The sequence below is a fragment of the Crossiella cryophila genome (assembly GCF_014204915.1).
Classification (GTDB): domain Bacteria; phylum Actinomycetota; class Actinomycetes; order Mycobacteriales; family Pseudonocardiaceae; genus Crossiella; species Crossiella cryophila.
In genome coordinates, this window is record NZ_JACHMH010000001.1 from 8,445,887 (window position 1) to 8,468,088 (window position 22,202).

Consider the following 22,202-nt stretch of genomic DNA (forward strand, 5'->3'; position numbering starts at 1 on the left):
CCACACAACTGCGGAACAGCTAAAACTGTTCGTGAGGGGCTGGCGCGAGTACTGGGGAGTACTGGGGCCGTGCAGGGCGCGAGAACTGGGGATCGCGCACAGGGAAGGCCCGCACAACAGGAGGAGTTGTGCGGGCCTTCTCTCCTTCCGGCTCAGCCGGCCAGGTTCCAGGTCACGGTGTCGGTGTGGGTGTGGCCGTTCTTGAGGCCGGTCACGGTGACCGTGTTGGCGCCGGGCCGCAGGGTCACCGGCCAGGTGTGGATACGGTCGGCCGAGGTCCTGGCGCCGTGCGAGACGCCGTTGACGGTGAGGGTGACCGAGTCCAGGTTGGCGTAGACCTTGACCGTGGTGGCCGCGGCGGTGCGCTGGGTCCAGCGGCGGCTGGCCAGGTAGACGGTGGGCGTCTCGGTCCAGTTGGCCTTGTAGTAGTAGAAGGCGTCCTTGCGGATCTGCCGGTCGTAGGTGACCAGGCCCTTGTCGTTGCGGCCGTCGGTGTCGCCCTCGGAGCGGCTGTCCACGGCGAAGTCGAACATGTTCCAGACGAAGCTGCCCCACAGGTAGCGCCGGGCGTCGAGCTGTTTCCAGTGGTTCTCGTGCAGCAGGTTCTGGTATTCCTCCGGGTGCCATTTCCCGGTGGTGACCGGCGGTTTCGGGTTCTCCTCGTGCTGGTGCACGCTGGCGCCCGCGCCGTATTCGCTGATGCTGATCCGGCGGCCGGGATCCTTGGCGTGCAACTGGTCGGCCCATTTGCCGGGGCCGGTGTCGCTGAGGCCGTACCAGCCGTAGTACTTGTTGTAGCCGATCACCTGGGTGTGACCGGCGAGCCCGTCGGTGTCGCCCTTGTGCGTGGCGTAGGTGGACAGCCGGCCGGAGTCCTCGGCGTCGACCTGGGCGGCGAGGGTGTCCAGTATCCCGTTGGTGACGGCGTTGTCGCTGGCCTGCTCGTTGCCGATGCCCCAGAAGAAGACCGAGGGGTGGTTGAAGTTCTGCCGGATCAGCTCATACAGCTGCTGCTGCAGGTTGGCCCGGAAGCCCGCTGAGTCGGTGACCTGGTTGACCAGCGGGATCTCGGTCCACACCACGTAGCCGCGCCGGTCGGCCAGGTCCATGACGTGCTGGGACTGCTGGTAGTGCGCGGTCCGGTAGGCGTTGACCCCCATCTCGTCCATGAGGTCGAAGTCCTGGGTCTGCTGCGCCGGACTGACCGCCCAGCCGTGGTCGAGCCGGTCCTGGTGCGCGTTGACCCCGCGCAACTGGAGCCGCTGCCCGTTGAGCGAGAACCCGGTGTTCGGGTCGACGGTGGCCGCACGCAGCCCGAGCGGCTGGGTGAGCACGTCGGTGACCCGCCCGGTGGCCGCGTCGATGATCTCCACATGCGCCTGGTGCAGGTAGGGGTCGGTCCTGCCCTGCCAGCGCCGCGGGTTGCGCACGGTCAGGCTCTGCACGGTGGCGAACTCGCTGGCCGCGGCCACACTCCTGGTGGCGGAGGTGGTCTCCGCGACGATCCCACCGGCCGCGTCGGTGACCACGGTCCGCACCCGCACCTGCCGGGCGGCGGGGTGGTTGTTCCAGGCCTTGCTGGTCACCTCGACGGTGGCGGAGGCGGCGGTGACGGAGCGTTGCCGCAGGTAGACACCGGGCCCGCCGTAGTCACCGAGCCGGATGGCCAGGGGGTCGACGGCGGTGAGCCGGACCGAGCGGTAGATGCCGCCGAAGAAGGTGTAGTCGGCGGAGATGGGCGCGATATCCGGGTTGGCCGCGTTGTTGACCCGCACCGCGAGGATGTTGTCCTGCCCGATGCGCAGGGCGGCGGTGGCGTCGAACCGGAATGCCGCGTACCCGCCGCGGTGTTCACCGAGCCGGGTCCCGTTGAGCCACACCTCGGCCACCGAATTGACCCCGTCGAACTGCAACCACACGCGTTTGCCAGTCCACCCAGCCGACGGCGTCACCGTCCGCCGATACCAGCCAACCCCACGGTGATAATTGCTCCCCCCGTCCTGCCCGTCCCGCGAATTCCAGGTGTGCGGAACGGAAACAGCCGACCAGGAGGAATCATTGAACCCGGGCGCCTGCGCACCCGGCACATCGGCGCGAGTGAATCGCCAGCCGGAATCCAGTCCGGAATGCTGACGTAGCAGGGGCGCCTCGTAGGCGGCGGCGACCGGCGCGGTGATTACCAGACCGGTCGTGACCATGACGAGCGAGAGAACCAGGGCGAACAGGCGGAACCGGGACACAACACCACCTCATTGTTCATGTGTGTGAACGGTGTTCTGCTGGTTGAACGATCCAGCAAGGTAGCCAGCGTCCGGTCCGGACAGCAAGAGCCATTAGTCGCCGGAGCTGTCCGCGCAGGTCAGTCTGCCTGCGTTGTGCGGCGGTTGGTTGTACGTCGTCGCCATCGAAGCCAGACAACGCGGTACCGGTTACAACTGATCACCGAAGGCACCGTCGTGACTGGGGGTCGCGACGGTGTCGCCGGCGGTCTCCCTCGACCGCACGTGGCGGGGCCGCCACTCCCACTGCGACCCCGTCACGCCCCGCCCGGACACCCTGGGCTTGGCGATTCGGGTCGGGTTGGGGTTGCGGTATTCCTCGATCGCCGATCAGTCCAGGGTTTCCGGGCGGGTCCGGTCAACTGCTCCATTCCAGGGCCGCGGCGGCGATTTCCTCGTCAGGGACGTCGCGGTCATGCCGGGCGATGCACCAGCGGATTCCCGCCGGACAGCGGAAAACCCCCATCCGGTCCCCCGAGAAGACATCGTCGACCGGACTCACCGGAGTCGCGCCCAATTCGATCGCGCGGGCGTAAACCGCGTCCACCTCAGCGGTCCAGAAAGTCATGGTGAAGGCGTTTCCCTCGGCCGGGCTGGGCAGGATGCCGTAGTCGGGCATGGGTTCGCTGAGTTGGAACATCGAGCCGCCGAGGCGGAGTTCGGCGTGCAGGACCTGGCCGTCGGGGGCGTCCATGCGTTTGACCACCTCGGCGCCCAGTGCCTCCTGGTAGAAGGTGATGGCCTTGGCGCAGTCGGGGGTGGCGAAGAAGGTGTTCAGGCGGTGGTAGCCGGTGGGGGCGGGGCCGGTCGCGGCGGTGTTGTCGGTCATGTGAGGCATCCTGACCGGGTGCCGACCGACCGGCTTGGACAAACGCGACAGCTCGCCACGACGAGCGAGTACGGGGTGCTCGGGGTGCGGGATGTCGACTTCACCCTGGAGCGGGTGCCGGTGTCGGCGGATCTGGCGCCGTTGGTGGAGCGGTATTGGCTGGTGTCCTGGGACCTGCCGCCGGGCAGGCGGGCTTCGGTGACGTTGTTGCCGCATCCGTGTGTGAACCTGGTGTTCGACCGGGGGCGGCTGGCCGTCAGCGGGGTGGGCAGCTCGCGGTTCAGCTACGCCTATGAGGGCGCGGGGCGGGTGTTCGGGGTCAAGTTCCGGCCGGGTGGGTTCCTGCCGTTCCTGGGTGCGCCGGTGGCGGAGCTGACCGATCAGGTGCGGCCGTTGTCGGCGTTGTGGGGCGCTGACGCGGAGGTGATGGCCGCCGAGCTGGCTGCGGCGCGGGGGCTGGATGAGCTGGTCGCGGTGGCGGAGCGGTGGCTGCGGGCGCGCTGGCCGGGGGTGGCGGCGGAGACCGCCGAGGTGGGGCGGATCGTGCGGACGTTGCTGCATGACCGGGAGATCAGCCGGGTGGGCGATGTGTGCGCACGCTTCGGGATCTCGCCGCGGTCGTTGCAGCGGTTGTTCCACCGGCATGTCGGGGTGAGTCCGAAGTGGGTGCTGCGCCGGTACCGGTTGCACGAGGCCGCGGCGCGGCTGGCCGAGGGCACCTCCGGCACCTGGACCGAGGTCGCCCTGGAGCTGGGGTACTTCGACCAGTCGCACTTCATCCGCGACTTCACCAGGGCGATCGGGCTGACGCCGGTCGCCTACGCCGAGGCCTGCCGGTCGCGGCAGGCCCCGGTCAGCGCCTGACCTCAGCCGCGATTGCGCCAGGGCCAGCGGGATCGGGGTGGCTCGGGTTCCTCGGCCACCGGGCCGATCTCGGTGAGCAGTGCTTCGATCTGCTCGCGTTGCGGCGCGTCCTGGGGCAGCCGGGCCAGGGCCGCGGTGAGCAGCGGGTGTGCCTGCTCGCCCCGGCCGAGCTGGACCAGCAACCGGCCGCGCAGCACGTCGGCGGTCAGCGTGGGCTCCTCCGCGCCGTTGAGGCTCCTGAACTGCTCGGCGGCGGCGTTCGCCCTGGCCAGCGCCGGGTTGAGGTCCTCGGCGGCGGAGAGGATGCGGGCCGCGTCGTAGTCCAGGATGGCGCGGTTGAAGACCTCTTCGGGCTCCTGGCCCAGTGTGGTGGCGAGCTGGTCGGCGGTGGCCAGGGCGGCGCGGGCCTGTCCGGGTTCGCGGGCCCAGTGCCAGGACAGGGCGGCGCGGCGGCGGTGGGCGAGTTCGCGCAGGGTCTCCTCGACCCGGCTCAGCGCCTCGGCGGCGGCGAGGTGGCGCTGGGCGGACTGGGCGTCGCGGTCGAGTTCGTCCAGGATGTCCGCGGCGATGCCGTGCATCTGGGCCAGGCCGTAGACGTTGTCCCCGGCGGCGCAGTGCGCGGCGACGTCATCCAGCAGGGCCAGCGCCGAGTCGTGCTGGCCGAGCACGCGGTAGGGGTCGGCCAGGATGAACTTGGCGCGGGCCAGCAGGTCCGGGTCCTCGATCGCGGCGATGGCCTCCTCGGCGGCGTCGGCGGCCTCCTCCGGCAGGTCCATGGCCATGGCCGCGATGGCCAGGTCGATCCTGATCCGGGGCAGGGATTCGACCTGGTGGCGCAGGGCCTCGGCGACCGCGTCGGTGAGGTGCCGGTAGCCGTCGGCCTTGCGCTCCATGGCCATGGCCACCCGGCCGGCCTCGTGCAGGGCGTAGCTGCGCACGACCGGGTCGACGGCCTGGAACGCCTCGGTGAGCAGGGTGTAACCGGCTTCCAGCTCACCGGTCGCGGCGGTCAGGTTGCCGGTGGTGCACAGGTGCTGCCACAGCGCGCCGGCCGGCGCCAGTTCGCGGAGCACGGCCAGGCCGCGCCGGGCGAGATCGAGTGCGGCGGGGACGCCTTCCTCGCCGAGGCCCAGTTCCATGTGGGTGGCCAGTACCAGCATGTCGGCGGCGAGTTGCCGGTCCGGGTGCCCGTCGGTGCGCTGGACCAGCTCCCGGGCCAGCCGGGCCGCGGTCTCGTCCTCGTCCAGGCGGAAGTGGCCGTCGACGAGCCTGGACTCGGCGCGGATCAACGCCTCCTCGTCCCCCGCCGTGCGCAGTGCCTCGACGGCCGCGCGCAGCAGGGCGAGTCCGGTGTCGCCGTCGCCGTCGTAACAGTGCACCAGGCCGAGGCGACTGCGGGAGGTCTCGGCGCGCACCGGTTCGCCGTGCTCGGCGAAGAGCGCGATGGACTCGCGCAGGCAGTGCTTGGCGCCGTCCGGGTCGGTGTCGAAGCCGGCCTGCGCGGTGGCGGCCAGTCGCCGGGCGCGCAGCAGCGGCGGCGGTTCCGGGCACACCTGGTCGAAGCGGGCCCACAGCGCCGCGGCGACCTCGTCGTCCTCGCGGTGGGTGGCGGCCTCGGCCGCGTCGGCGAGGTCGCCGGGGGTGTCCGGGTAGCTGACCGGCGGCGGCGTGGCCACGCTCAGGCGGGTGGCGGCGCGGGCCGGGCCGGACAGCGGCAGGTGCTCGACCAGGGTTTCCGCGGCCAGGGTGGCGCGGATCCGGTCGCCCTGTTCGGTGCTGCCGTTGCGGGCGTCGAAACGGGCGGCCAGGGCCAGGGCCTGGTCGGCGAGTTCGTCGCGCAGCGCGGTGGCCGGCCAGTCCACGGCGGCCCGGTCGCGGTGCGCGGGGCGGCGGACCGGGGTGTCCGGGTGACCGGCCTCGATCACCCTGGTCAGCAGCAGCGCGCCCGCGGCGGCGAAGCGCATGGCGGCGTTGGGGTTGCTGGGTTCGTCGAGCCAGCCGAGGTGGCGGGTCAGGATGTCCAGGCCGCGCGGCTGGTTGCCGGTGCGGGCGCAGAAGACGAGGTGTTTGGCGATCAGGCCGAGTTCGGCGCGGTCGTGCTGGACGGCCCGGTAGGCGCTGCGGTGGGCCTCGGCCGCCTCGGTGAGCCTGCCGGTGCGCAGGTAGGGCAGCAGCAGGTCGGTGCGGATGCTGTGCGGTTGTTCCCGGCAGTTGAGCTGCCCGGTGAGCACCGGCAGCGCGGCGGCCACCGCGTCCTCGTCCCGGCCCAGCCAGACCAGGTGGTTGATCTTGCCGTTGGGTTCGCAGCCGACGCAGTCGGAGAGTTCGCCGCGCGGGCTGGCGTCCCAGAGCCGGAACTGTTCGGCGGCGGTGTCCCGGTCGCCGATGTGCCTGGCGAGCATTTCCCGGTACTGGTGCACGGGATTCATGCCGTGGCCGGCCAGCCGGTAGCGGCGTTCCATGTCGTCGAGCACGGCCTGGGTCTGGGCCAGGGGGACCTCGGGGAAGTCGGCCAGTGCGCTGACGATGCCCTTGAAGTTCCAGAACAGGTGGTGGTCGAAGCGCCGGTCGCCCTCGCCGCGGTCGTAGGCGGCCAGGCACCAGGCGAAGGGCACGAAGGTCTTGGCCGGTTCGGCGCCGTAGCGGTAGGCCTGCAGGCTGAAGATCCGGGCGGCGTACTGGAGTTCGGCCAGGCCGAGCGCGTCGGCGTGCCGGATGACCTCCTCGACCGCGGCGGTGCGAGCCGGGCCGTAGGGCAGGTCGTGGCTGACCCGGAGCTTGTCCTCGAGTTCCTCGGGGCTCACTGGTTGTCCTCCTGGGGCACGGCCGCCTCGAGCAGGCCGAGGAACGAGCGGTTGAGCAGGGCGGCATCCGCCGGCCGGATGGGGTGGTAGCCGAGCAGCAGGGCCTGGCCGTAGAGGGCTTCCACGGCGAGGCCGACCATGGCCGGGTCGGTGAGCGCGCAGATCCGGCGGACCAGGGCGTTGCGGTGGTTGAGCACGAGTCGCGGCCGGTCCTCGGCGGGTTTCTCGAACGCGGCCAGGACCCCGGCCCAGAGCTGGTCGGCCTTGGCCCTGGTGGCTTTCAGCTCGCTCTGGAAGGCCGCGTCGCGGTCGATGAGGTAGAGCACGGACAGCGCGGCCGGGTCGAAGGCACGCAGCACGACCTCGCAGCCGAGCCGGTCCATGGCGCGCTGGGCGTTGGCCAGGAAGGGGCGCAGGCCGAGTTCGACGCCAGGGTCCAGTGGGGCCAGCCGGGTCATGACCTCGCCGGGTTCCAGGCGCTGCACGACCAGGTCGGGGTCCAGGGCGGGCAGTCTGGCGATGATCTCGCTGTCGTAGGTGTAGCCGCCGTTGACCACGGCAAGGCCCTGGGCGGAGGCGACCGCGGCGAGCTGACGGAAGTCCTCGGCGGTGCTGGTGTAGCGGATCCGGCCGTGCCGGGCGCGGAACTCGCCGAGGGTCATCCGCCCCATGTTGGTCTCCAGGGGCAGCCACTCGTCGACCAGCGCGAGCATGTCGTCGTCGTGCAGGGCGAGGGCTTTGACGCCGAGGTGGTGCACGCCCAGGAACCGGGCCAGCCTGCCGGGGTCGGTGGCGGCCAGACCGACCAGCCAGCCGCGCAGCTGCGCGCCGAGGGCCTCGCGCACCTCTTCCAGGAGGCCGTCGTCGTAGAGGGCCTCGCGGCTGGCGGTGGGGCGCAGTTCGGCGGCGTCGATGACGCAGCGGGCGAAGAAGGCCCAGCCGGGCAGCAGCCCGTCGGCGCTCTCGGTGAGCAGCATGCGTTTGAGGTAGACGCGGTGTCCGGCGCGTTCGGCCGGGTTGGCCTGGAACGGCAGCACGTAGGCCACGCCGGTGAGCCCGGCCTGGGGCACGTCGAGTTCGACCACGTCGAAGGGGGTGAAGTCGAAGGTGTCCTGGGCGTAGCCGACCAGGTCGGCCAGCCGCTGTCCCGCCGGGCGCTCGTCCGCGCGCCAGGGCGGTCCGTCGCCTGCGACCCGCCGGCCGCCGACGGTGACTGGGAAGGGCAGCATCGAGCCGTAGAGGGTGGCGAGTTCGAGCACGGTGGGCCCGGCGAACCAGGATTCCGCGCCAGCCCTGGCGGTGAGGACGACGGTGGTGCCGGTCTCGGCGCGGTCGGCGGCGGCGATCCGGTAGGTGCCGTCGGCCCGGCCGACCCATTTCACCGCGGGCGCGCCGGTGTGCGCGCGGGTGAGCACGGTGACCTCGTCGGCGACCAGGAACGCGGAGAGCAGGCCGATGCCGAACTGGCCGAGGAACTCGTGCCGGGCGAAGCCCAGCTCATCGCGTTTGGAGCTGCGGCCGATGGTGGCCAGCAGTTCGTGCACCTGCTCCTCGGACAGGCCGATGCCGGTGTCGGTGATGGTCAGTGTCGTGCCGGTGGTGTCGATCGCGATGGCGGCGGGCGCCCCTGGTTCGACGGCCCGGCGGGCGGTCACCGCGTCGACGGCGTTCTGCAGCAGCTCGCGCAGGTAGACCCGCGGGCTGGAGTAGAGGTGGTGGCTGAGCAGGTCGACCACGCCACGCAGGTCCACCTGGAATGTGCGATCCAAAATGATTCGTCCCCCCTGATGTGCTCGGGCCATCCTAGGCCGGTGGACGAGCGCGGCATGCAGGAATTGTCGGACGCGGTGTGGACGCCGGGCTCCCGCTGGCATCCGGGTGAGCTGACCTGGTCCCGGTTGCAGCATCTCGGTCGCGGGCCGGACTGGCCGACCCGGTTGTGGCGGCGGGGATCGACGGTGCTGGCCTGGGGCTGGGTGGACCTGCCCGGCTCGCTGTACCTGCAGACCCGGCCGGAGTCGGCGGACCTGGTGGGCGAGGTGCTGGACTGGGCCGGGTCGGTGGCCGCGGAGCCGCTGTCGGTGCACGTGCTGGACCGGGAGTGGCACCTGGTGGACTCCCTGCGCGCCAACGGGTACGCCGAGTCCACTGTGGATGGTCCGTTTTTCCGGCGGATGGTCGGCGGTCTCGACCAGCTGCCGGAAGTCGTGCTGCCGGAAGGGTTCACGATCGCCGAGGCCACCGATCTTGTTGCCAGGGTGGACATCCACCGGATCGCGTTCCACCCGTCGCGGGTGACCGTGGAGAGCTACACCAAGGTCACCAGGGCCTGGTTGTACCGGCGGGAGCTGGACCTGGTGGTGCACGCCCCGGACGGCCGCGCGGCCGCGTTCTGCCTGGGCTGGCTGGATTCGCGGGCCAGGGTCGGCACGTTCGAGCCGGTGGGCACCGATCCGGAGTTCCGCGGGCTGGGCCTGGCCAGGGCGGTGTGCCTGGCCGCACTGCACCGGATGCGGGCGCTGGGCGCGAGCACGGCCACCGTGCTACCCAGGGGCGATGCCGCCTACCCGGTGCCCGCGCGGCTCTACGCCGGGCTGGGTCTGGCGCCGATCGGCCGATCGGTGGTGTTCACCCGAACCCGCTGAACCATTGCCGTACCACCGGACGTTGGCCGGAGCATGAGCACCGCATCGATCGCCGGAATCCTGGTCATGCTGCCCGCGCTGGTGGGGATCGCCATCCTGTGGCGGTGGAGCGGACCGGGCCTGGCCGAGCCCAAACCCCTGCCCCAGCCAAGGGAACTGCTCGCCAAGGCCAGGCAGGTCATGGACCGGCTGGCCCCGCCCCGACGTCCGCGACCCGCACCGGCGGTGCGGATCGGCGCGCACCGCAGCCGGCTGCCGCGGTACGCGCCGTTGCCCACCATGCATTCGGTGGCCGAGATCCGCGCCCGCGAGGACGCCGATCACCTCGCCTACTACCCGAGGTTGCGCCGGAGTTAGCGGCGGAACCGCCAGGTCTTGCTGTCGAAGGCCACGCAGATGCTCGGCGAGAGCACGACCACCCGCAACGTGCCGTCCCGGAAGTCGTAGTCGATGCCCTCGACCTCGAAACTGCCGGAACACCCGCTCTGCAACGGCAACTGGCCCAGCTCCCGGACCACCCCCCGGACGTCCGTGCCGCCCAGCGCGGCGTCCAGATCGACCTGGAGCAGCTGTTTGCCCGGCCCGTCGGAGGGGCAGAGCAGCTGCGTGGCCGAGGTGAACTCGCAGCCCTGGAGGTTGCTGACGGTGCGGTCCAGCCGGATCGCGAAGGCGTACGGCAGGTTCTTGCCCGGATCGGTGACGGTCACCCCCGGGTTGGGGAAGACCAGCAGCCGGTTCATCTCACCCCACTCCCCTGACACCAGCCACCTGGCGTCGGGGGAGACGGCGGCGAAGGAGTTGTTGATGGCCTCCCAGGATTCCAGCTGGTGCACGTATTCCGCCCACCGGCCGTCCGGGGTCTGCACCCGGAACATCTTGGCGCGCAACGTGCTGCTCTGGTACGGCTCGACGTAGACGCCCGCGCGGGAGCCGGGGTCGCCGACGTGGTCCCAGCCCCTGGTGCGCACGTCGAGGGGGATGGTGCCGATGCCGGTGTAGCGGATGGATCCGTTGCCGTTGCGGATGATCGTGGTCAGGCCCTGGCTCTCATCCAGTGGGCGGGCGTAGTCGGAGCCGAGGGTCCGCCAGGGACCGACATCGGCCGAGGCAGGCAGGGCGCCCAGGATCAGGGCGGTCGAGACGAGGATGGCGGTGGCGGCGCTGCGCAGGGCGTTCCTGCGGGTCATGCTCGCTCCTGGGGGACGGACGGATGGCGCGGCGGAGCCGGTTCGGACCCTACCCGGCCACGCTGGCCGCGGTCGAGCATTCCGCGGTCGAGTAGTCCCAATGCGGCCGCGCGCAACCCGGCCTGGAACCGGCTGGTGGCGCCGAGGGTGTCCATCAGCGCGCGGACGTGGCGTTGCGCGGTGCGCAGGCTGACGCCCATGCGCAGCGCGATGGTCTTGTCGGTGAGCCCGGCGGCGAGCAGTTCCAGTACCCGCCAGTCCACGCCGGGGGTGGCGTGCTGGCCGGGCAGTGGGGCGGCGCGCTGCCAGGAGTGCTCGAACAGCGAGCGCAACCCGGTCAGCAGGGCGGAGGCGGAGACCAGCAGCGCGCTGTCGGTCTCGTGGCCGATGGCCACCGGCAGGATCGCCCAGCGCCGGTCGACCAGGCCGAGTTTGGTCGGCAGTCCGGGCAGCACCCGGATGCGTTCGCCACGGGATCGCCTGCGGTGCAAGGCGTCCAGCACGTGCGCGCAGTCCACATAGGACGCGTCGTAGACGGTCCGGTAGACCACACCGGCGGCCAGCGCGCCCCTGGCCTCCTCGTTGGCCGCGCCCGCGACGTAGGGCGGCCGCTCGAACTGGCACACCTCGAACCGGGCGGCGCGCTGCAACCCGGCCCAGCGCCGCCCGATCGCGGCGTGCCCGCGCAGCAGCTCGACCGGGCCGTGGTTCTCCGAGTCGCCGGTGGCCCGGTCGTAGATGGTCATCAGCGCCGGGATGAGCGCGCGCACCCGGTGCAGCCGCTGGTGGTGGGAGACGATGTAGGACTCGATCGCCGAGTCCGGCGGCACCCTGGTCCAGCGCCCGTCGGCGCCGACCACCAGGCCGGCCTGGTCGAGGAAGGTGAGCAGGTCGGCGGTGTGCGCGGGGTCGAGGCGGGCGGTCAGGGCCAGTTCGTCGGTGGTCCAGGACGGGCGGGTCAGCACGATCTCGTAGACGCGCTGTTGATCAGCGGTGAGGCCGAGCACCTCCAACATGCCACACACTCCGAGCAGCAGGGGTACTCGACATCTACCGCCCCGGGCGGCGGGAGGCTACCCGCCGCCCGGAGGGTCACCCACCTACGCGGCGGCGGGTTGCCTCGCCGCGACCGTCGCACCGGCCAGGGTCCACGCGCTGTGCGCGGCGGCGTTGGTGGCCACGCCCATGACGTTGGCGGCCACGTTGGTGATGGTGTCGCAGCGCTGGTGGTAGCAGGGATCGTTGCCACTGCCGATGCCGCCGACCGGGACGCCGACCCTGGCGAAGCTGGCGTGGTCGGAGCGGCCGCCGATGCTCATCGTGCGGGTCGGGATGCCCTTGCCGCGGAAGTAGGCCTGGAACATCTGCTGGATGCTCGCGTTGTCGTTGTAGACACCCCAGGTGGTGGTGCCGCGGGCGCCGACCATGTCGAAGTTGAGGTAGCTCTTGATCTTCGCGCGTTCGGCGGCCGGCAGTGCGTTGACGTAGTAGCGGGAGCCGATCAGGCCGAGTTCCTCAGCGCCCCACCAGCCGAAGCGCAGTTTCTTCTGCGTCACCAGTTTCTCCCTGGACACCGCGAGGGCGGTCTCCAGGGCGGCGGCCGAGCCGGAGGCGTTGTCGTTCATGCCCGGTCCGGCGGTCACCGAGTCCAGGTGGGCGCCCAGGAACACCACCTGGTTGGCGTCGCCGCTGGTCCAGTCCGCGGTGAGGTTCCAGCCGGTGGCGCCGTTGTGGGTGAAGGACTGCAGGGTGGTGCGGAACCCGGCGGCGTCCAGCTTGCCCTTGACGTAGTCGATCGAGGCCCGGTAGCCGGGACGGCCGTGCGCCCGGTTGCCGCCGTTGCGATCGGCGATGGCCTGGAACTGCTGCATGTGCGCCATCACGTTCGCGTCCGGGATATTCGGCGGCGCGGCATATATCGGTGCGCTGAGTATCGCGGCCGCGCGGGCCTGGCCGGTGCTGGAGGCCGCGATCGCCGGGGCGGCGAGGGAGAAGCCAAGCAGGGCAACGGTTGTCAGCGCGGTGAGGGCCCGCGAGACTGTCCTTGTCACAGGCATGAGCACGCTCCTAGGGTCCGGGAACCTACGGCCGCACGCTAGGTGCCCGGCGCGGGGTCCCGGGCGGGCTGGCGGAGATGCGGTGTGCCGCTGGCGCAATTACGTCGCGAGCCCGCCCGAGGCGTTGCGCCACAACAGACTTCCGCCATGCGAAGACTGCTCCTCGCCGCCACGGCCACCGCCCTGCTGCTCCCCGCCACCCCCGCGACGGCCACTGCCCGGCCCGCCATCAACCCCGGGACCGCCGCCGTCCTGCCCGCCGCCACCCTCGCGACCACCGCTGTCCGGATCGGCACCACTCCGCGGATCGCCTCCGACCGGATCGCCGCCACCCTCGCGGCCGCCACTTCCCGGAGCGCCGCCACTCCGGGAATCGCCTCCAGCCAAACCACCGCCACCCCGGACACCTCCGCCACCCCGGCCCTCGCCACCCCGCGAATCCCCGCCGACGCGACCGTCGCCCACGGCGCTTCCGCCCCCGCCGCCCCCGACATCCCGGTCGCCGCCGTGCAACGCCACCTCGCCCGCTTCGACGCCATCGCCGCAGCCAACGGCGGCAACCGCGCGCACGGCCGCCCCGGCTACCGCGCCTCCATCGACCACCTCAAGTCCATTGTGGACACCGCGGGCTTCCGCACCACCCTGCAGCCCTTCACCTACCGCGGCGCCACCGGCTGGAACCTGATCGCCGACTGGCCCGGCGGCGACGAGTCCGACGTGCTGCTCACCGGCGCGCACCTGGACAGCGTCACCACCGCCCCCGGCGTCAACGACAACGGCTCCGGCTCGGCCGCGATCCTGGAGGTCGCCCTCGCCGTGGCCAGGGAGAAGCCCGCGGTCAAACGGCACCTGCGGTTCGCCTGGTGGGGTGCGGAGGAACTGTGGATGATCGGCTCGGCGCACTACGTCAACACCCTGCCTGCCGCCGAGCGCGCCAAGATCAAGTCCTACCTCAACGTGGACATGATCGGCTCGGTGAACACCGCCTACTTCGTGCTCGACGGCGACCGCTACCCCGCGGGCTCGCTGGCCATCGAACGCGCGCTGAAGGAGTACTACGCCCGGATCGGCGTGCCGGTGGAGGACCTGGACATGGGCGGCCGCGGCGACCACGCCTCCTTCACCCGGTACAACATCCCGGTCGGCGGCCCGTTCACCGGCGCCGAGGGCCGCAAGACCGCCGCCCAGGCCCGCAAGTGGGGCGGCACCGCGGGTGCGCCCTATGACCCCTGTTACCACCGGGCCTGCGACACCGCGCGCAACATCGACGTCACCGCGCTGGACCGCAACACCGACGCGGTCGCGCACGCGGTCTGGTCCCTGTCCGGCTGACCGCGCCCGGCCGCCACGTACAGTGTTCAGGGCGGTAGCGGCGTAGCGGAACGGATTGAGCAGCGATGACAGCGAGTGTCGACGAGGAGATCGAGCAGGCGGACGGCCCCGGGATCGACCGGGACCGGATGGCGATCTGCCTCCAGGTGCTGGCCGAGGTCGGCGAACTCGACACCGAACACCCGGACGCGGTGGCCGTCCGCCGCGCCACCGCCGGGATCTTCAAGGACGTGCGCAAGCGCCGCCGCCAGGCCAAACGGCTGGCCGTGCTGGACGCCGACCGGGCGGTGACCGCGGCCACCGCCACCGGCTCGCCCGAGCGCATCGACGACGAGACCAGGGGCATCCCGCTGGTGTCCAACGCCGCCGGCGCCACCGCGGGCACCCTGATCCGGGCCCGCGCCTGCTACCACTGCAAACAGCGCTACAACCTGGTCGACGCCTTCTACCACCAGCTCTGCCCCGAGTGCGCCGCGCTCAACCGGGCCCGCCGGGACGCGCGCACCGACCTGACCGGGCGGCGCGCGCTGCTCACCGGCGGCCGCGCCAAGATCGGCATGTACATCGCGCTGCGGCTGCTCCGTGACGGCGCGCACACCACCATCACCACCCGCTTCCCCAACGACGCGGTGCGCCGCTTCGCCGCCATGGAGGACAGCGCCGACTGGTTGCACCGGCTGCGCGTGGTCGGCATCGACCTGCGCGACCCGGCCCAGGTGGTCGCGCTGGCCGACTCGGTCGCCGAACAGGGCCCCCTCGATATCCTGATCAACAACGCCGCGCAGACCGTGCGCCGCTCCCCCGGCTCCTACGCGCTGCTGGAATCGGCCGAGTCCGCGCCGCTGCCCGCCGGCCCGCTGCCGGAGCTGATCACCTTCGGCCACACCAGCGACGCGCACCCGGCCGCGCTGGCCGGTTCGCTGTCCTCGGCCTCGCCGAGCGAGGCCAGCGCGGCGGCGCACAACCTGACCGCGCTCGCCCTCACCGCGGGCTCCGCCTCGCCGGAGCGGGTGGCCGCCGAGATCGCCATCGACGCCGGCGGCCTGGTGCCCGACCTGCACGATGTGAACAGCTGGACCCAGCGGGTGCACGAGGTGGACGCGCTGGAGATGCTCGAGGTCCAGCTCTGCAACCAGACCGCGCCGTTCATCCTGATCAGCCGGTTGCGCCCGTCGATGGCCGCCGCGGCGGCGCGACGCAAGTACGTGGTCAACGTCTCGGCGATGGAAGGCCAGTTCAGCCGCAAGTACAAGGGCCCAGGCCACCCGCACACGAACATGGCCAAGGCCGCGCTGAACATGCTCACCCGCACCAGCGCGGGCGAGATGCTGACCACCGACCGGATCCTGATGACCGCGGTGGACACCGGCTGGATCACCGACGAACGCCCGCACCCGACCAAGATGCGCCTGGCCGAGGAGGGCTTCCACGCCCCACTCGACCTGGTCGACGGCGCGGCCAGGGTGTACGACCCGATCGTGCGCGGCGAGGCGGGCGAGGACGTGTTCGGCTGCTTCCTGAAGGACTACGCGCCCTCAGCGTGGTGACCCGCCCGGTGCCTCAGCAGGCCAGCCGGTAGGCCAGCCACTCGTCGGCCACCACCAGCCCGGCCCCCGCGAGGGCCTCGGCCAGCACCGGATCCTCCAGTTCGCGCACCACCAGCCCGGAGACCTCGGCGCGCGCCTGCTCGATCACCGCGACCAGCAGCACCAGCAGTTCGGCCGCGCTGGTGTCCCGGTGCACGACGAGTTCGACCTCGGCCGTCTCGTCGTCGACGAGCACCGCGGTGGTGAACGCCTTGGGGCGCCCGTCGGCGTCGCGCAGGTCCACGGTCAGGTAACCGGCCAGGTCGGCGCCGACGGCGTCGGCCACGTCGTCGACGGTCCAGTCGCCGCCGAGCACGGCCGAGCACAGTTCCACGTACTCGGCCAGCTCGGCGTCGGTCGGTTCCACCGGCAGTTCGCGCACCGCGACCTCCGGCAGGCCGGCAGGCGGTTGCCAGCCGGCCAGTTCCAGCCGCCAGACCCGCCCCAGCTCGGCCGCGGTGACGGCCTGTACCTCGGCCGCCACCCGCCGATCCAGTCCACCCTCGGTGTCACACCACCGAACCCCGGTGCAGCCCGCCTCGCGAGCCAGCTCCACCGCGGCCGTGACCAGCACGGACAACACCTCGACCTCACTGGCCGAGCCCTCGCCCACCGAGCCGGAGACCCGCCGGGCCTCCCGCTCGACCAACACCCACTGCAACCCGGCATCGGTCTCCGGCAGTTCCGGCCAGAACAACTCGACCCAGCCGAGGAGGACCTCGCCCCGGCGCGCGACCACCGCGCCCAGGACCCCACGGTCCTCCTCGTCCAGCTCAGGTCGCGGCTCGCCGAGGGTCTGGAACATCTCGTGCACCAGCCGCAGATCGACGTGCTCGTCCCGCCGCAACTCGACGGTCAACGTGGTGGCGTCAGTGGTCCCGGTGCTCATGTCTCCCCGTTCGCCGTACCTGGGCCTGGCGCGAAGGTACTGGCGAGCGCGTCCCCTGACCTGCGGAACCACCCGGTGGGGCGGCCAACTCAACCCGGTCGGCGGCGCACGGACTACCGGAACGTCACGATCGGCGGCAGCCCATGATGCCGATCAGAGAACTGCCACTCATGCCAAAGCCACACATGCACACCCATCACCTCCCCCACGATCTCGGCGACATGCCCACGCACCGTGACCCCACACCCGAACGGGCACTCCATGGCCAGCCGGACGTCGGTCTCGTCGGTGGGCTTGCGCGACCGCGCCACCGGGGCCGGGGCGGGGGCCGGGCCCGGTGGGTGGGCGGTGGCGGGCCGGGGTCGCAGCGCGGGCAGATCCGGACCAGGCCACTGCGGCGGCGGCTGCCCCGGAGCCGGCCCCACAGGCTGGACCAACCGCAGCCGTGGCCGGACGGGCTGGGACTGGTCGCCAACCGGCCGCGGCGGATTCAGGTTCCTCCCCATCTCCGCAACCCTGAGCGGTGACCTGAGGTCAAGGCAGGTTCCGGATGCGTGACTTTGTGGCGGGTTTGCCGGACACGGGGGGACAGTGATGAGGTATGGCTAACACCCGTGGGAGTGACTGCGATCCCACGAAAGCAGGTACCAGAAGAGTGGGGAGGTCACGCTGTGAACCCGAAAAAGCAGGAAGTGCTCGACACCGGCAACTCCGGCACGCACTGACGGAGAACCGGCGCAAGTGCGGCGCCGAGGCCACAGGGGGACGGCAAGGGGCCGCCGTCCTCTGGGCCGCTCCATCAAGGACTCTAGGCAAAACCCGAGGTGAGGTCGGCGACGGATCCTCTGGCCACCATGCCGACGGGGACAGATCCGCTCAACAACCCACCCGGCAGCACCACCACATCAGCACCAGACCCACCCCCGTTGCCGCGAACGCAAGAAAATTGCCACCTCCCACCCAGCCCACCCCCAGCGCCGACACGCCACCCCCGGCCCTGTGGAAACTGGTCCGGCACCCCTCGAACTCGGCCGTAAAATGGCTGGCACACCACCTCGCAACACAACAGACCAGCGGTCCGAACCAGCACCACTTCGCCCCCACTTCGTACCCGCCTCAGGCGTAGTGAACGGCCACCATTCACTCGTCCGAGCGACAAGATCCAAACATGAAGGCAACCAAAACCGGGGTTTCCGCGTTCCGCAGAGGAACGGTGGCGGCGGCGGACCGGGCTCCCCGGCTCAGACAGGACGAGCGACGAGCACCGGCCACTCGCGCGGCAGCCAAAGCAGCAACCGCTCGCTTGGGCGGGCAGCCAAGCAGCGACCGCGGCCGGAGCCGAGCAGGAGCCAGGGGCCGCTGCTGTGCGGGGGCTCGCACGCGGAGCTTGCGGTGCTGCCGGGCAGAGGGTCGTCGCCGGAGCCGAGCACGGCACCAGCCTCGGTCTGGCTGGTCGCCAGCAGCAAGTCGCCAGCGGCAAGCAGCCAGGCCGGTGCCAGCCGCGAGCGGGACAGCGGCAAGCGGGAACGGCGACGAGCAGGAACCGCGGCGTGCCCAGCAGCAGGCACCGGGCAACGCGCCGCGAGCCCCGGACGAGCGAGTCAGGCGCGAGGAGCCAGTCGGCAGTTGAAGTGCCGCAGCAGCGGCGGGTTGTGCGTGAGCCGATACCCCGGCACCCGCTCCGGATCCTTCGCGATCTCCGCCAGGATCTCCGCCACGTACTCGAGATGGCTCTGCGTGTACACCCGGCGCGGGATGGCCAGCCGGACCAGCTCGTGGGGCGCGGGCTTGGTCAGCTCGGACTGCTCGTCGAACTCGCCCAGGTACAGCGAGCCCAGTTCCGCACAGCGGATGCCGCCGCGGCGGTACAGCTCGAGGGCGAGGGCGTGGCCGGGGAAGGCGCTGGGGGGTAGGTGGGTGAGTAGGCGGCCGGCGTTGAGGTAGATGGCGTGGATGCCTGCGGGCTGGACGATGGAGACGCCTGCGGCCACGGCGAGGTCGCCCAGGTAGCGGGACTGGTCGGCTCGGGTGGCGAGGTAGGCGGGGTCGGTGACCTCGCGCAAACCCTGGGCGAGCATGTCCAGGTCTCGGCCTGCCAGGCCGCCGTAGGTGCGGAAGCCCTCGGTGGCGATCAGCAGGAGTTCGCAGCGGCCTGCCAGGTCCGGATCGCGCAGGGCGAGCAGGCCGCCCATGTTGACGATGCCGTCCTTCTTCAGGCTGGCCACGCAGCCGTCGGCCAGGTCGAATGCCTGGCGGGCGACCTCGCGCGGGGTGTGGTTCTGGTAGCCGGGTTCGCGTTGGGTGACCAGCCAGGCGTTCTCGGCGAAGCGGGCCGCGTCCAGGAAGAACGGCACCTCGTGGGTGCGGCACAGCTGCGCGACCGCTTCCAGGTTGGCCATGGAGACCGGCTGGCCGCCGCCGCCGTTGTTGGTGATGGTCATGATCACCAGGCCGACGGGGGTGCCGTCGGTGAGGACCCGGTGCAGGGCTTCCAGGTCGATGTCGCCCTTGAACGGGGACGGCTCGTCGAGGTTCCTGGCGGCGGGGCCGGGGAGGTCGAGGGCGGTGCAGCCGAGCAGTTCGACGTTGGCCCTGGTGGTGTCGAAGTGGGTGTTGCTGACGCTGAACTGCCCCGGCTTCAGCAACGCGGTGAACAGGATCCGCTCGGCCGCCCGGCCCTGGTGCACCGGCATCAGGTGCGGGTAGCCGGTCAGCTCCTCGGCCACCTCGCGGAACCGGAAGAAGGAGCGCGCCCCGGCGTAGGACTCATCGCCCAGCGCCGAGGCCGCCTGCTGGGCCGCGGACAGCGCGCCGGTGCCGGAATCGCTGAGCAGATCGATGGTGACCACGTCGGCGGGCAGGTTGAACTGGTTGTACCCGGCCTCGACCAGCGCGGCCTCGCGCTGTTCCGCGGTGGTGATCGGGATCGGCTCGACGACCTTGATCCGGTACGGCTCCATCAACGGCATGCGGGGTGCTCCGTCTCTTTTCAGGATGCGAGCGATTCGGGCCGCGGCGGGGTGACCGCGTAGCTCTCGGCCGACAGGTACACGGTGAGCCCGGCGTGCGGCCGGCCCGTGCGCAGCGACAGGTGCGGGATCAGGCCGACGCCCTCGTTGAGCGGGCGGCGGGCCAGTGCGGACAGCGCCCGGTCCAGCAGCGCCCGGTCCAGGCCGTGCCGGGCCAGCAGCGCGTGCGCCCGGTCCAGCGCGACCTCGTCGTCCTCGACGTAGTCGCGCACCGGCAGGTAGACGGAGAACCCGCTGGCCCGGTCGGTGTCCCCGGCCAGGAAGGACAGGCTGGAGATCAACGGCCTGCCGGTGAAGCGGCCCTGGTTGCCGCCGGCGATCGCGGTGAACTCGCGGACCTGTTCCTCGTCGACCTCCCTGGCCGCGCCCGCCGCGCGCAGCAGCTGGGCCAGGTCGCCGTCGTGGTGGGACAGGTACACCTTGACCCTGGGGTCGGGCTGGGTGTGCAGGTCGATGGAGAAGAAGGAGTAGCGGTCGAGGTCGCCGCCGGGGCGCAGCGCGCGCCGCTTGAGTGTGCCGAAGGCGCCGCCGAAGCCGAGCCGGTCCAGTCCGGCCGCGACCAGGCCGGCGGCGACGTGCCTGCCGCGGACCTCCGGGTTGAAGTAGATCTTGAACGCCGGTGGCGCGGCCGGTCGCAGCACGACCGACCACCACCAGGCGAAGCCGCCCTGTGGGTCGGCGGGCAGGAACAGGTCGGCGACCGCCTCGAAGGGGGCCAGCGAGAAGCCGTAGCGCTCGGCCAGCCGGGGCAACAGGTCCCGAGCAGCGCAAACGTTTGCTCGGACGGACGCGCGGTCCCCCTGGGTTTCCAGGAGGAGGCGCACCGCGGGGCGGCCCGCGTGGTCGACGGCGAGGGAGAACTCGACCGGGGTGTGGTCGTCAGCCACGTCGGAAGGCCAGGCCGGTGGTTGTCCCAGCGGACGGTCACCACCGGGTCCCAGCATTTCCCGCACGAGGTCGGCGTATTCATCGGTGAATTCCGAAAAACCGACCGCTCGACACAGCTCGTTCGTTCTTGCGGAAATGTCGTCAGCCAGCGAGAGCGCAGCCATGCCCATCTGACTCCGTATCGTCGTTATTGGACCGACGGCTGATCAACTTAGCCGAACGGAGATCACGACGACACCGCTCTCCCGGTGACCATGACAACCAGCTGCAAGTTACGGAACGCATTTTTCATGGGATCGGGCATGATCGGCGGACGCACCGCGCCCGCCGTTCGTGCACAGGTACGAGATCACACGGTTACACACTGTTACCCGGGCTGACCAGCGCCGCGTCTTCACCCGCCGACTCGGCCATCCGGGCGAGCACGTGCTCGACCAGGGTCACCAGGGCCCGCTTGCTCGACTCGCGCTCCCGCGCGTCGACCATGAGCACCGGCACCTCCGGGTTGAGCACCAGCGCCTTGCGCACCTCTTCCGGCGCGTAACTGTGCGCTCCGTCGAAACAGTTGACCGCGACCACGAACGGGATTTTCCGCCGCTCGAAGAAATCAACGGACGGAAAAGAACTGTCCAACCGACGGGTGTCCACCAGCACGATCGCGCCGATCGCGCCATTGGCCAATTCGTCCCACATGAACCAGAACCGATTTTGTCCCGGCGTGCCGAAAAGGTACAGCACGATTTCGGTGCTGATGCTGATCCGGCCGAAATCCAGGGCGACCGTGGTGGTGGTCTTGCCCTCGACCCCGGCGAGGTCGTCGACGTCCTCACCGGCTTCGGTGAGCAACTCCTCGGTGCTCAGCGGGGGGATCTCGCTGACCGAGCCGACCAGCGTGGTCTTCCCCGCGCCGAAGCCGCCGGCGACCAGCACCTTGACCGAGGTGGGGATCACCAACTCGGTTTGCGGGTCAGATCCTGCGGACACCATCGAGCACCGCCTCCAGTAGGTTCCTACTCGGTCTTTCCACGGCCCCGGCGTACCGGGTGACCACGTCGCCGCGTTCGATCAGGTCGCTGACCAGCACCTTGACCACGATGAGCGGCACATCGATATAGGCGGCGACCTCGGCGACCGACAGGGGATGCCTGCACAGGTCGATGATGGAGAACTGCTCCGGGGTCAGGGTCTGCAGGTCGTTGTCGGTCAGCACGCTGACGATCTGGGTGGCCAGGTCCAGCTCGGTGTTGCCGGGCCTGGTCCGCCCCCTGGTCATCGCGTACGGCCGCACCAGCGGACCGGCCGCCTCGTCGAACCAGTGAATTTCCTCGTCCACCGGCATGCGCTCAGCTCCTCGGGAGGTTGGCGGCGGCGGTCTCCCGTGGTGCCGAACTCAGGTAGACACCCACCTGTTTGACCAGGAGGTTCATCTCGTAGGCGATCATGCCGACATCGGCGGTCTCCTCGGCCAGCAGCGCCAGGCAGGCGCCGCGTCCGGCCGCGGTGACGAAGAGGTAGGCGTGCTCCATCTCGACGATGGTCTGGCGCACCGCGCCACCGCCGAAGTGCCTGCCGGTGCCGCGAGCCAGGCTCTGGAAGGCCGAGGCCATCGCGGACAGGTGCTCGGAGTCATCCTTGGACAGGTCCTGTGAACGGCCGATGAGCAGGCCGTCGGAGGAGAGCACGACCGCGTGCCGGACGCCGACGGTCCGCTGCACCAGCTCGTCCAGCAGCCAGTTCAGATCGGTGTTCCGAGAAGCCTTGTCGCTCATGCTGGGCTGACCTTCTTCGTCGAGGCCGCCTCGGGCGGGCGGCG

The 22,202-nt window shown here is 71.0% G+C and carries 18 protein-coding genes; 5 read left to right on the forward strand and 13 right to left on the reverse strand.

All coding sequences use genetic code 11. The features are described from left to right. Window positions 1-152 precede the first annotated feature (152 nt). Together HNR67_RS36270 and HNR67_RS36275 are read right to left on the reverse strand one after the other, a co-directional pair. Window positions 153-2,198, reverse strand: coding sequence for a glycoside hydrolase family 2 protein (locus HNR67_RS36270; RefSeq protein ID WP_185011522.1), 2,046 nt, complete (start codon window positions 2,196-2,198; stop codon window positions 153-155). Window positions 2,199-2,637: 439 nt separating this feature from the next. Then, window positions 2,638-3,108 (reverse strand): VOC family protein, encoded by a 471-nt coding sequence (locus tag HNR67_RS36275; RefSeq protein ID WP_185007417.1) that lies wholly within the window; start codon window positions 3,106-3,108, stop codon window positions 2,638-2,640. A gap of 18 nt (window positions 3,109-3,126) precedes the next feature. Here HNR67_RS36275 and HNR67_RS46505 point away from each other — a divergent pair, with 18 nt between their 5' ends. After that, the gene (locus HNR67_RS46505; RefSeq protein ID WP_185007418.1) at window positions 3,127-3,972 is read left to right on the forward strand and encodes a helix-turn-helix domain-containing protein; all 846 of its coding nucleotides are present in this window, start codon (window positions 3,127-3,129) and stop codon (window positions 3,970-3,972) included. A 2-nt stretch (window positions 3,973-3,974) separates the two neighbouring features. On the opposite strand, the gene HNR67_RS36285 is transcribed toward HNR67_RS46505, so the two are convergent. Both HNR67_RS36285 and HNR67_RS36290 read right to left on the reverse strand, forming a co-directional pair. Beyond that, window positions 3,975-6,776, reverse strand: a complete 2,802-nt coding sequence (locus HNR67_RS36285) for an ATP-binding protein (RefSeq protein WP_185007420.1) — start codon at window positions 6,774-6,776, stop codon at window positions 3,975-3,977. Beyond that, window positions 6,773-8,545 (reverse strand): HSP90 family protein, encoded by a 1,773-nt coding sequence (locus HNR67_RS36290; RefSeq protein WP_185007422.1) that lies wholly within the window; start codon window positions 8,543-8,545, stop codon window positions 6,773-6,775. Before HNR67_RS36290 ends, HNR67_RS36285 begins: the two co-directional genes overlap by 4 nt. A gap of 42 nt (window positions 8,546-8,587) precedes the next feature. Between HNR67_RS36290 and HNR67_RS46510 the strand changes: the two genes are divergently transcribed. Continuing rightward, on the forward strand, window positions 8,588-9,421 hold the full coding sequence (locus tag HNR67_RS46510; protein ID WP_185007424.1) for a GNAT family N-acetyltransferase: 834 nt from the start codon (window positions 8,588-8,590) through the stop codon (window positions 9,419-9,421). A gap of 33 nt (window positions 9,422-9,454) precedes the next feature. Continuing rightward, window positions 9,455-9,778 (forward strand): hypothetical protein, encoded by a 324-nt coding sequence (locus HNR67_RS36300; RefSeq protein ID WP_185007426.1) that lies wholly within the window; start codon window positions 9,455-9,457, stop codon window positions 9,776-9,778. On the opposite strand, the gene HNR67_RS36305 is transcribed toward HNR67_RS36300, so the two are convergent. The 3 genes from HNR67_RS36305 to HNR67_RS36315 form a co-directional block, all read right to left on the reverse strand. Continuing rightward, the gene (locus HNR67_RS36305) at window positions 9,775-10,608 is read right to left on the reverse strand and encodes a hypothetical protein (RefSeq protein WP_246492670.1); all 834 of its coding nucleotides are present in this window, start codon (window positions 10,606-10,608) and stop codon (window positions 9,775-9,777) included. The two genes, HNR67_RS36300 and HNR67_RS36305, sit on opposite strands and share 4 nt — an antisense overlap. After that, complete coding sequence (locus HNR67_RS36310; RefSeq protein WP_185007428.1) at window positions 10,605-11,624, reverse strand: helix-turn-helix transcriptional regulator; 1,020 nt, start codon at window positions 11,622-11,624, stop codon at window positions 10,605-10,607. The genes HNR67_RS36305 and HNR67_RS36310 overlap by 4 nt, the downstream gene beginning before the upstream one ends. Before the next feature lie 84 nt (window positions 11,625-11,708). Next, complete coding sequence (locus HNR67_RS36315) at window positions 11,709-12,665, reverse strand: M28 family peptidase (RefSeq protein WP_185007430.1); 957 nt, start codon at window positions 12,663-12,665, stop codon at window positions 11,709-11,711. Between the two features lie 147 nt (window positions 12,666-12,812). On the opposite strand from HNR67_RS36315, the gene HNR67_RS36320 reads away from it, so the two are divergent. Both HNR67_RS36320 and HNR67_RS36325 read left to right on the forward strand, forming a co-directional pair. Beyond that, entirely contained in the window at window positions 12,813-13,997 is a 1,185-nt protein-coding gene (locus tag HNR67_RS36320) for a M28 family metallopeptidase (RefSeq protein WP_185007432.1), read from the forward strand. A gap of 65 nt (window positions 13,998-14,062) precedes the next feature. Beyond that, window positions 14,063-15,544, forward strand: a complete 1,482-nt coding sequence (locus HNR67_RS36325; RefSeq protein WP_185007434.1) for an SDR family NAD(P)-dependent oxidoreductase — start codon at window positions 14,063-14,065, stop codon at window positions 15,542-15,544. A 13-nt stretch (window positions 15,545-15,557) separates the two neighbouring features. On the opposite strand, the gene HNR67_RS36330 is transcribed toward HNR67_RS36325, so the two are convergent. From HNR67_RS36330 to HNR67_RS36355, 6 genes are all read right to left on the reverse strand, one after another. After that, window positions 15,558-16,472 (reverse strand): hypothetical protein, encoded by a 915-nt coding sequence (locus HNR67_RS36330; protein ID WP_185007436.1) that lies wholly within the window; start codon window positions 16,470-16,472, stop codon window positions 15,558-15,560. A 1,601-nt stretch (window positions 16,473-18,073) separates the two neighbouring features. Further along, window positions 18,074-19,441 (reverse strand): tryptophanase, encoded by a 1,368-nt coding sequence (locus tag HNR67_RS36335; protein ID WP_185007438.1) that lies wholly within the window; start codon window positions 19,439-19,441, stop codon window positions 18,074-18,076. Window positions 19,442-19,461: 20 nt separating this feature from the next. Beyond that, window positions 19,462-20,559: a tryptophan dimethylallyltransferase family protein gene (locus HNR67_RS36340; protein WP_312988844.1), complete on the reverse strand. Its 1,098-nt coding sequence runs from the start codon at window positions 20,557-20,559 to the stop codon at window positions 19,462-19,464. Window positions 20,560-20,746: 187 nt separating this feature from the next. Beyond that, a complete protein-coding gene (locus tag HNR67_RS36345; RefSeq protein ID WP_185007442.1) occupies window positions 20,747-21,376 on the reverse strand; it encodes a GTP-binding protein in 630 nt (209 codons plus the stop codon). Next, entirely contained in the window at window positions 21,357-21,728 is a 372-nt protein-coding gene (locus HNR67_RS36350; protein WP_185007444.1) for a DUF742 domain-containing protein, read from the reverse strand. Before HNR67_RS36350 ends, HNR67_RS36345 begins: the two co-directional genes overlap by 20 nt. A 4-nt stretch (window positions 21,729-21,732) precedes the next feature. Continuing rightward, window positions 21,733-22,158, reverse strand: a complete 426-nt coding sequence (locus HNR67_RS36355) for a roadblock/LC7 domain-containing protein (RefSeq protein WP_185007446.1) — start codon at window positions 22,156-22,158, stop codon at window positions 21,733-21,735. Between the last annotated feature and the right edge of the window lie 44 nt (window positions 22,159-22,202).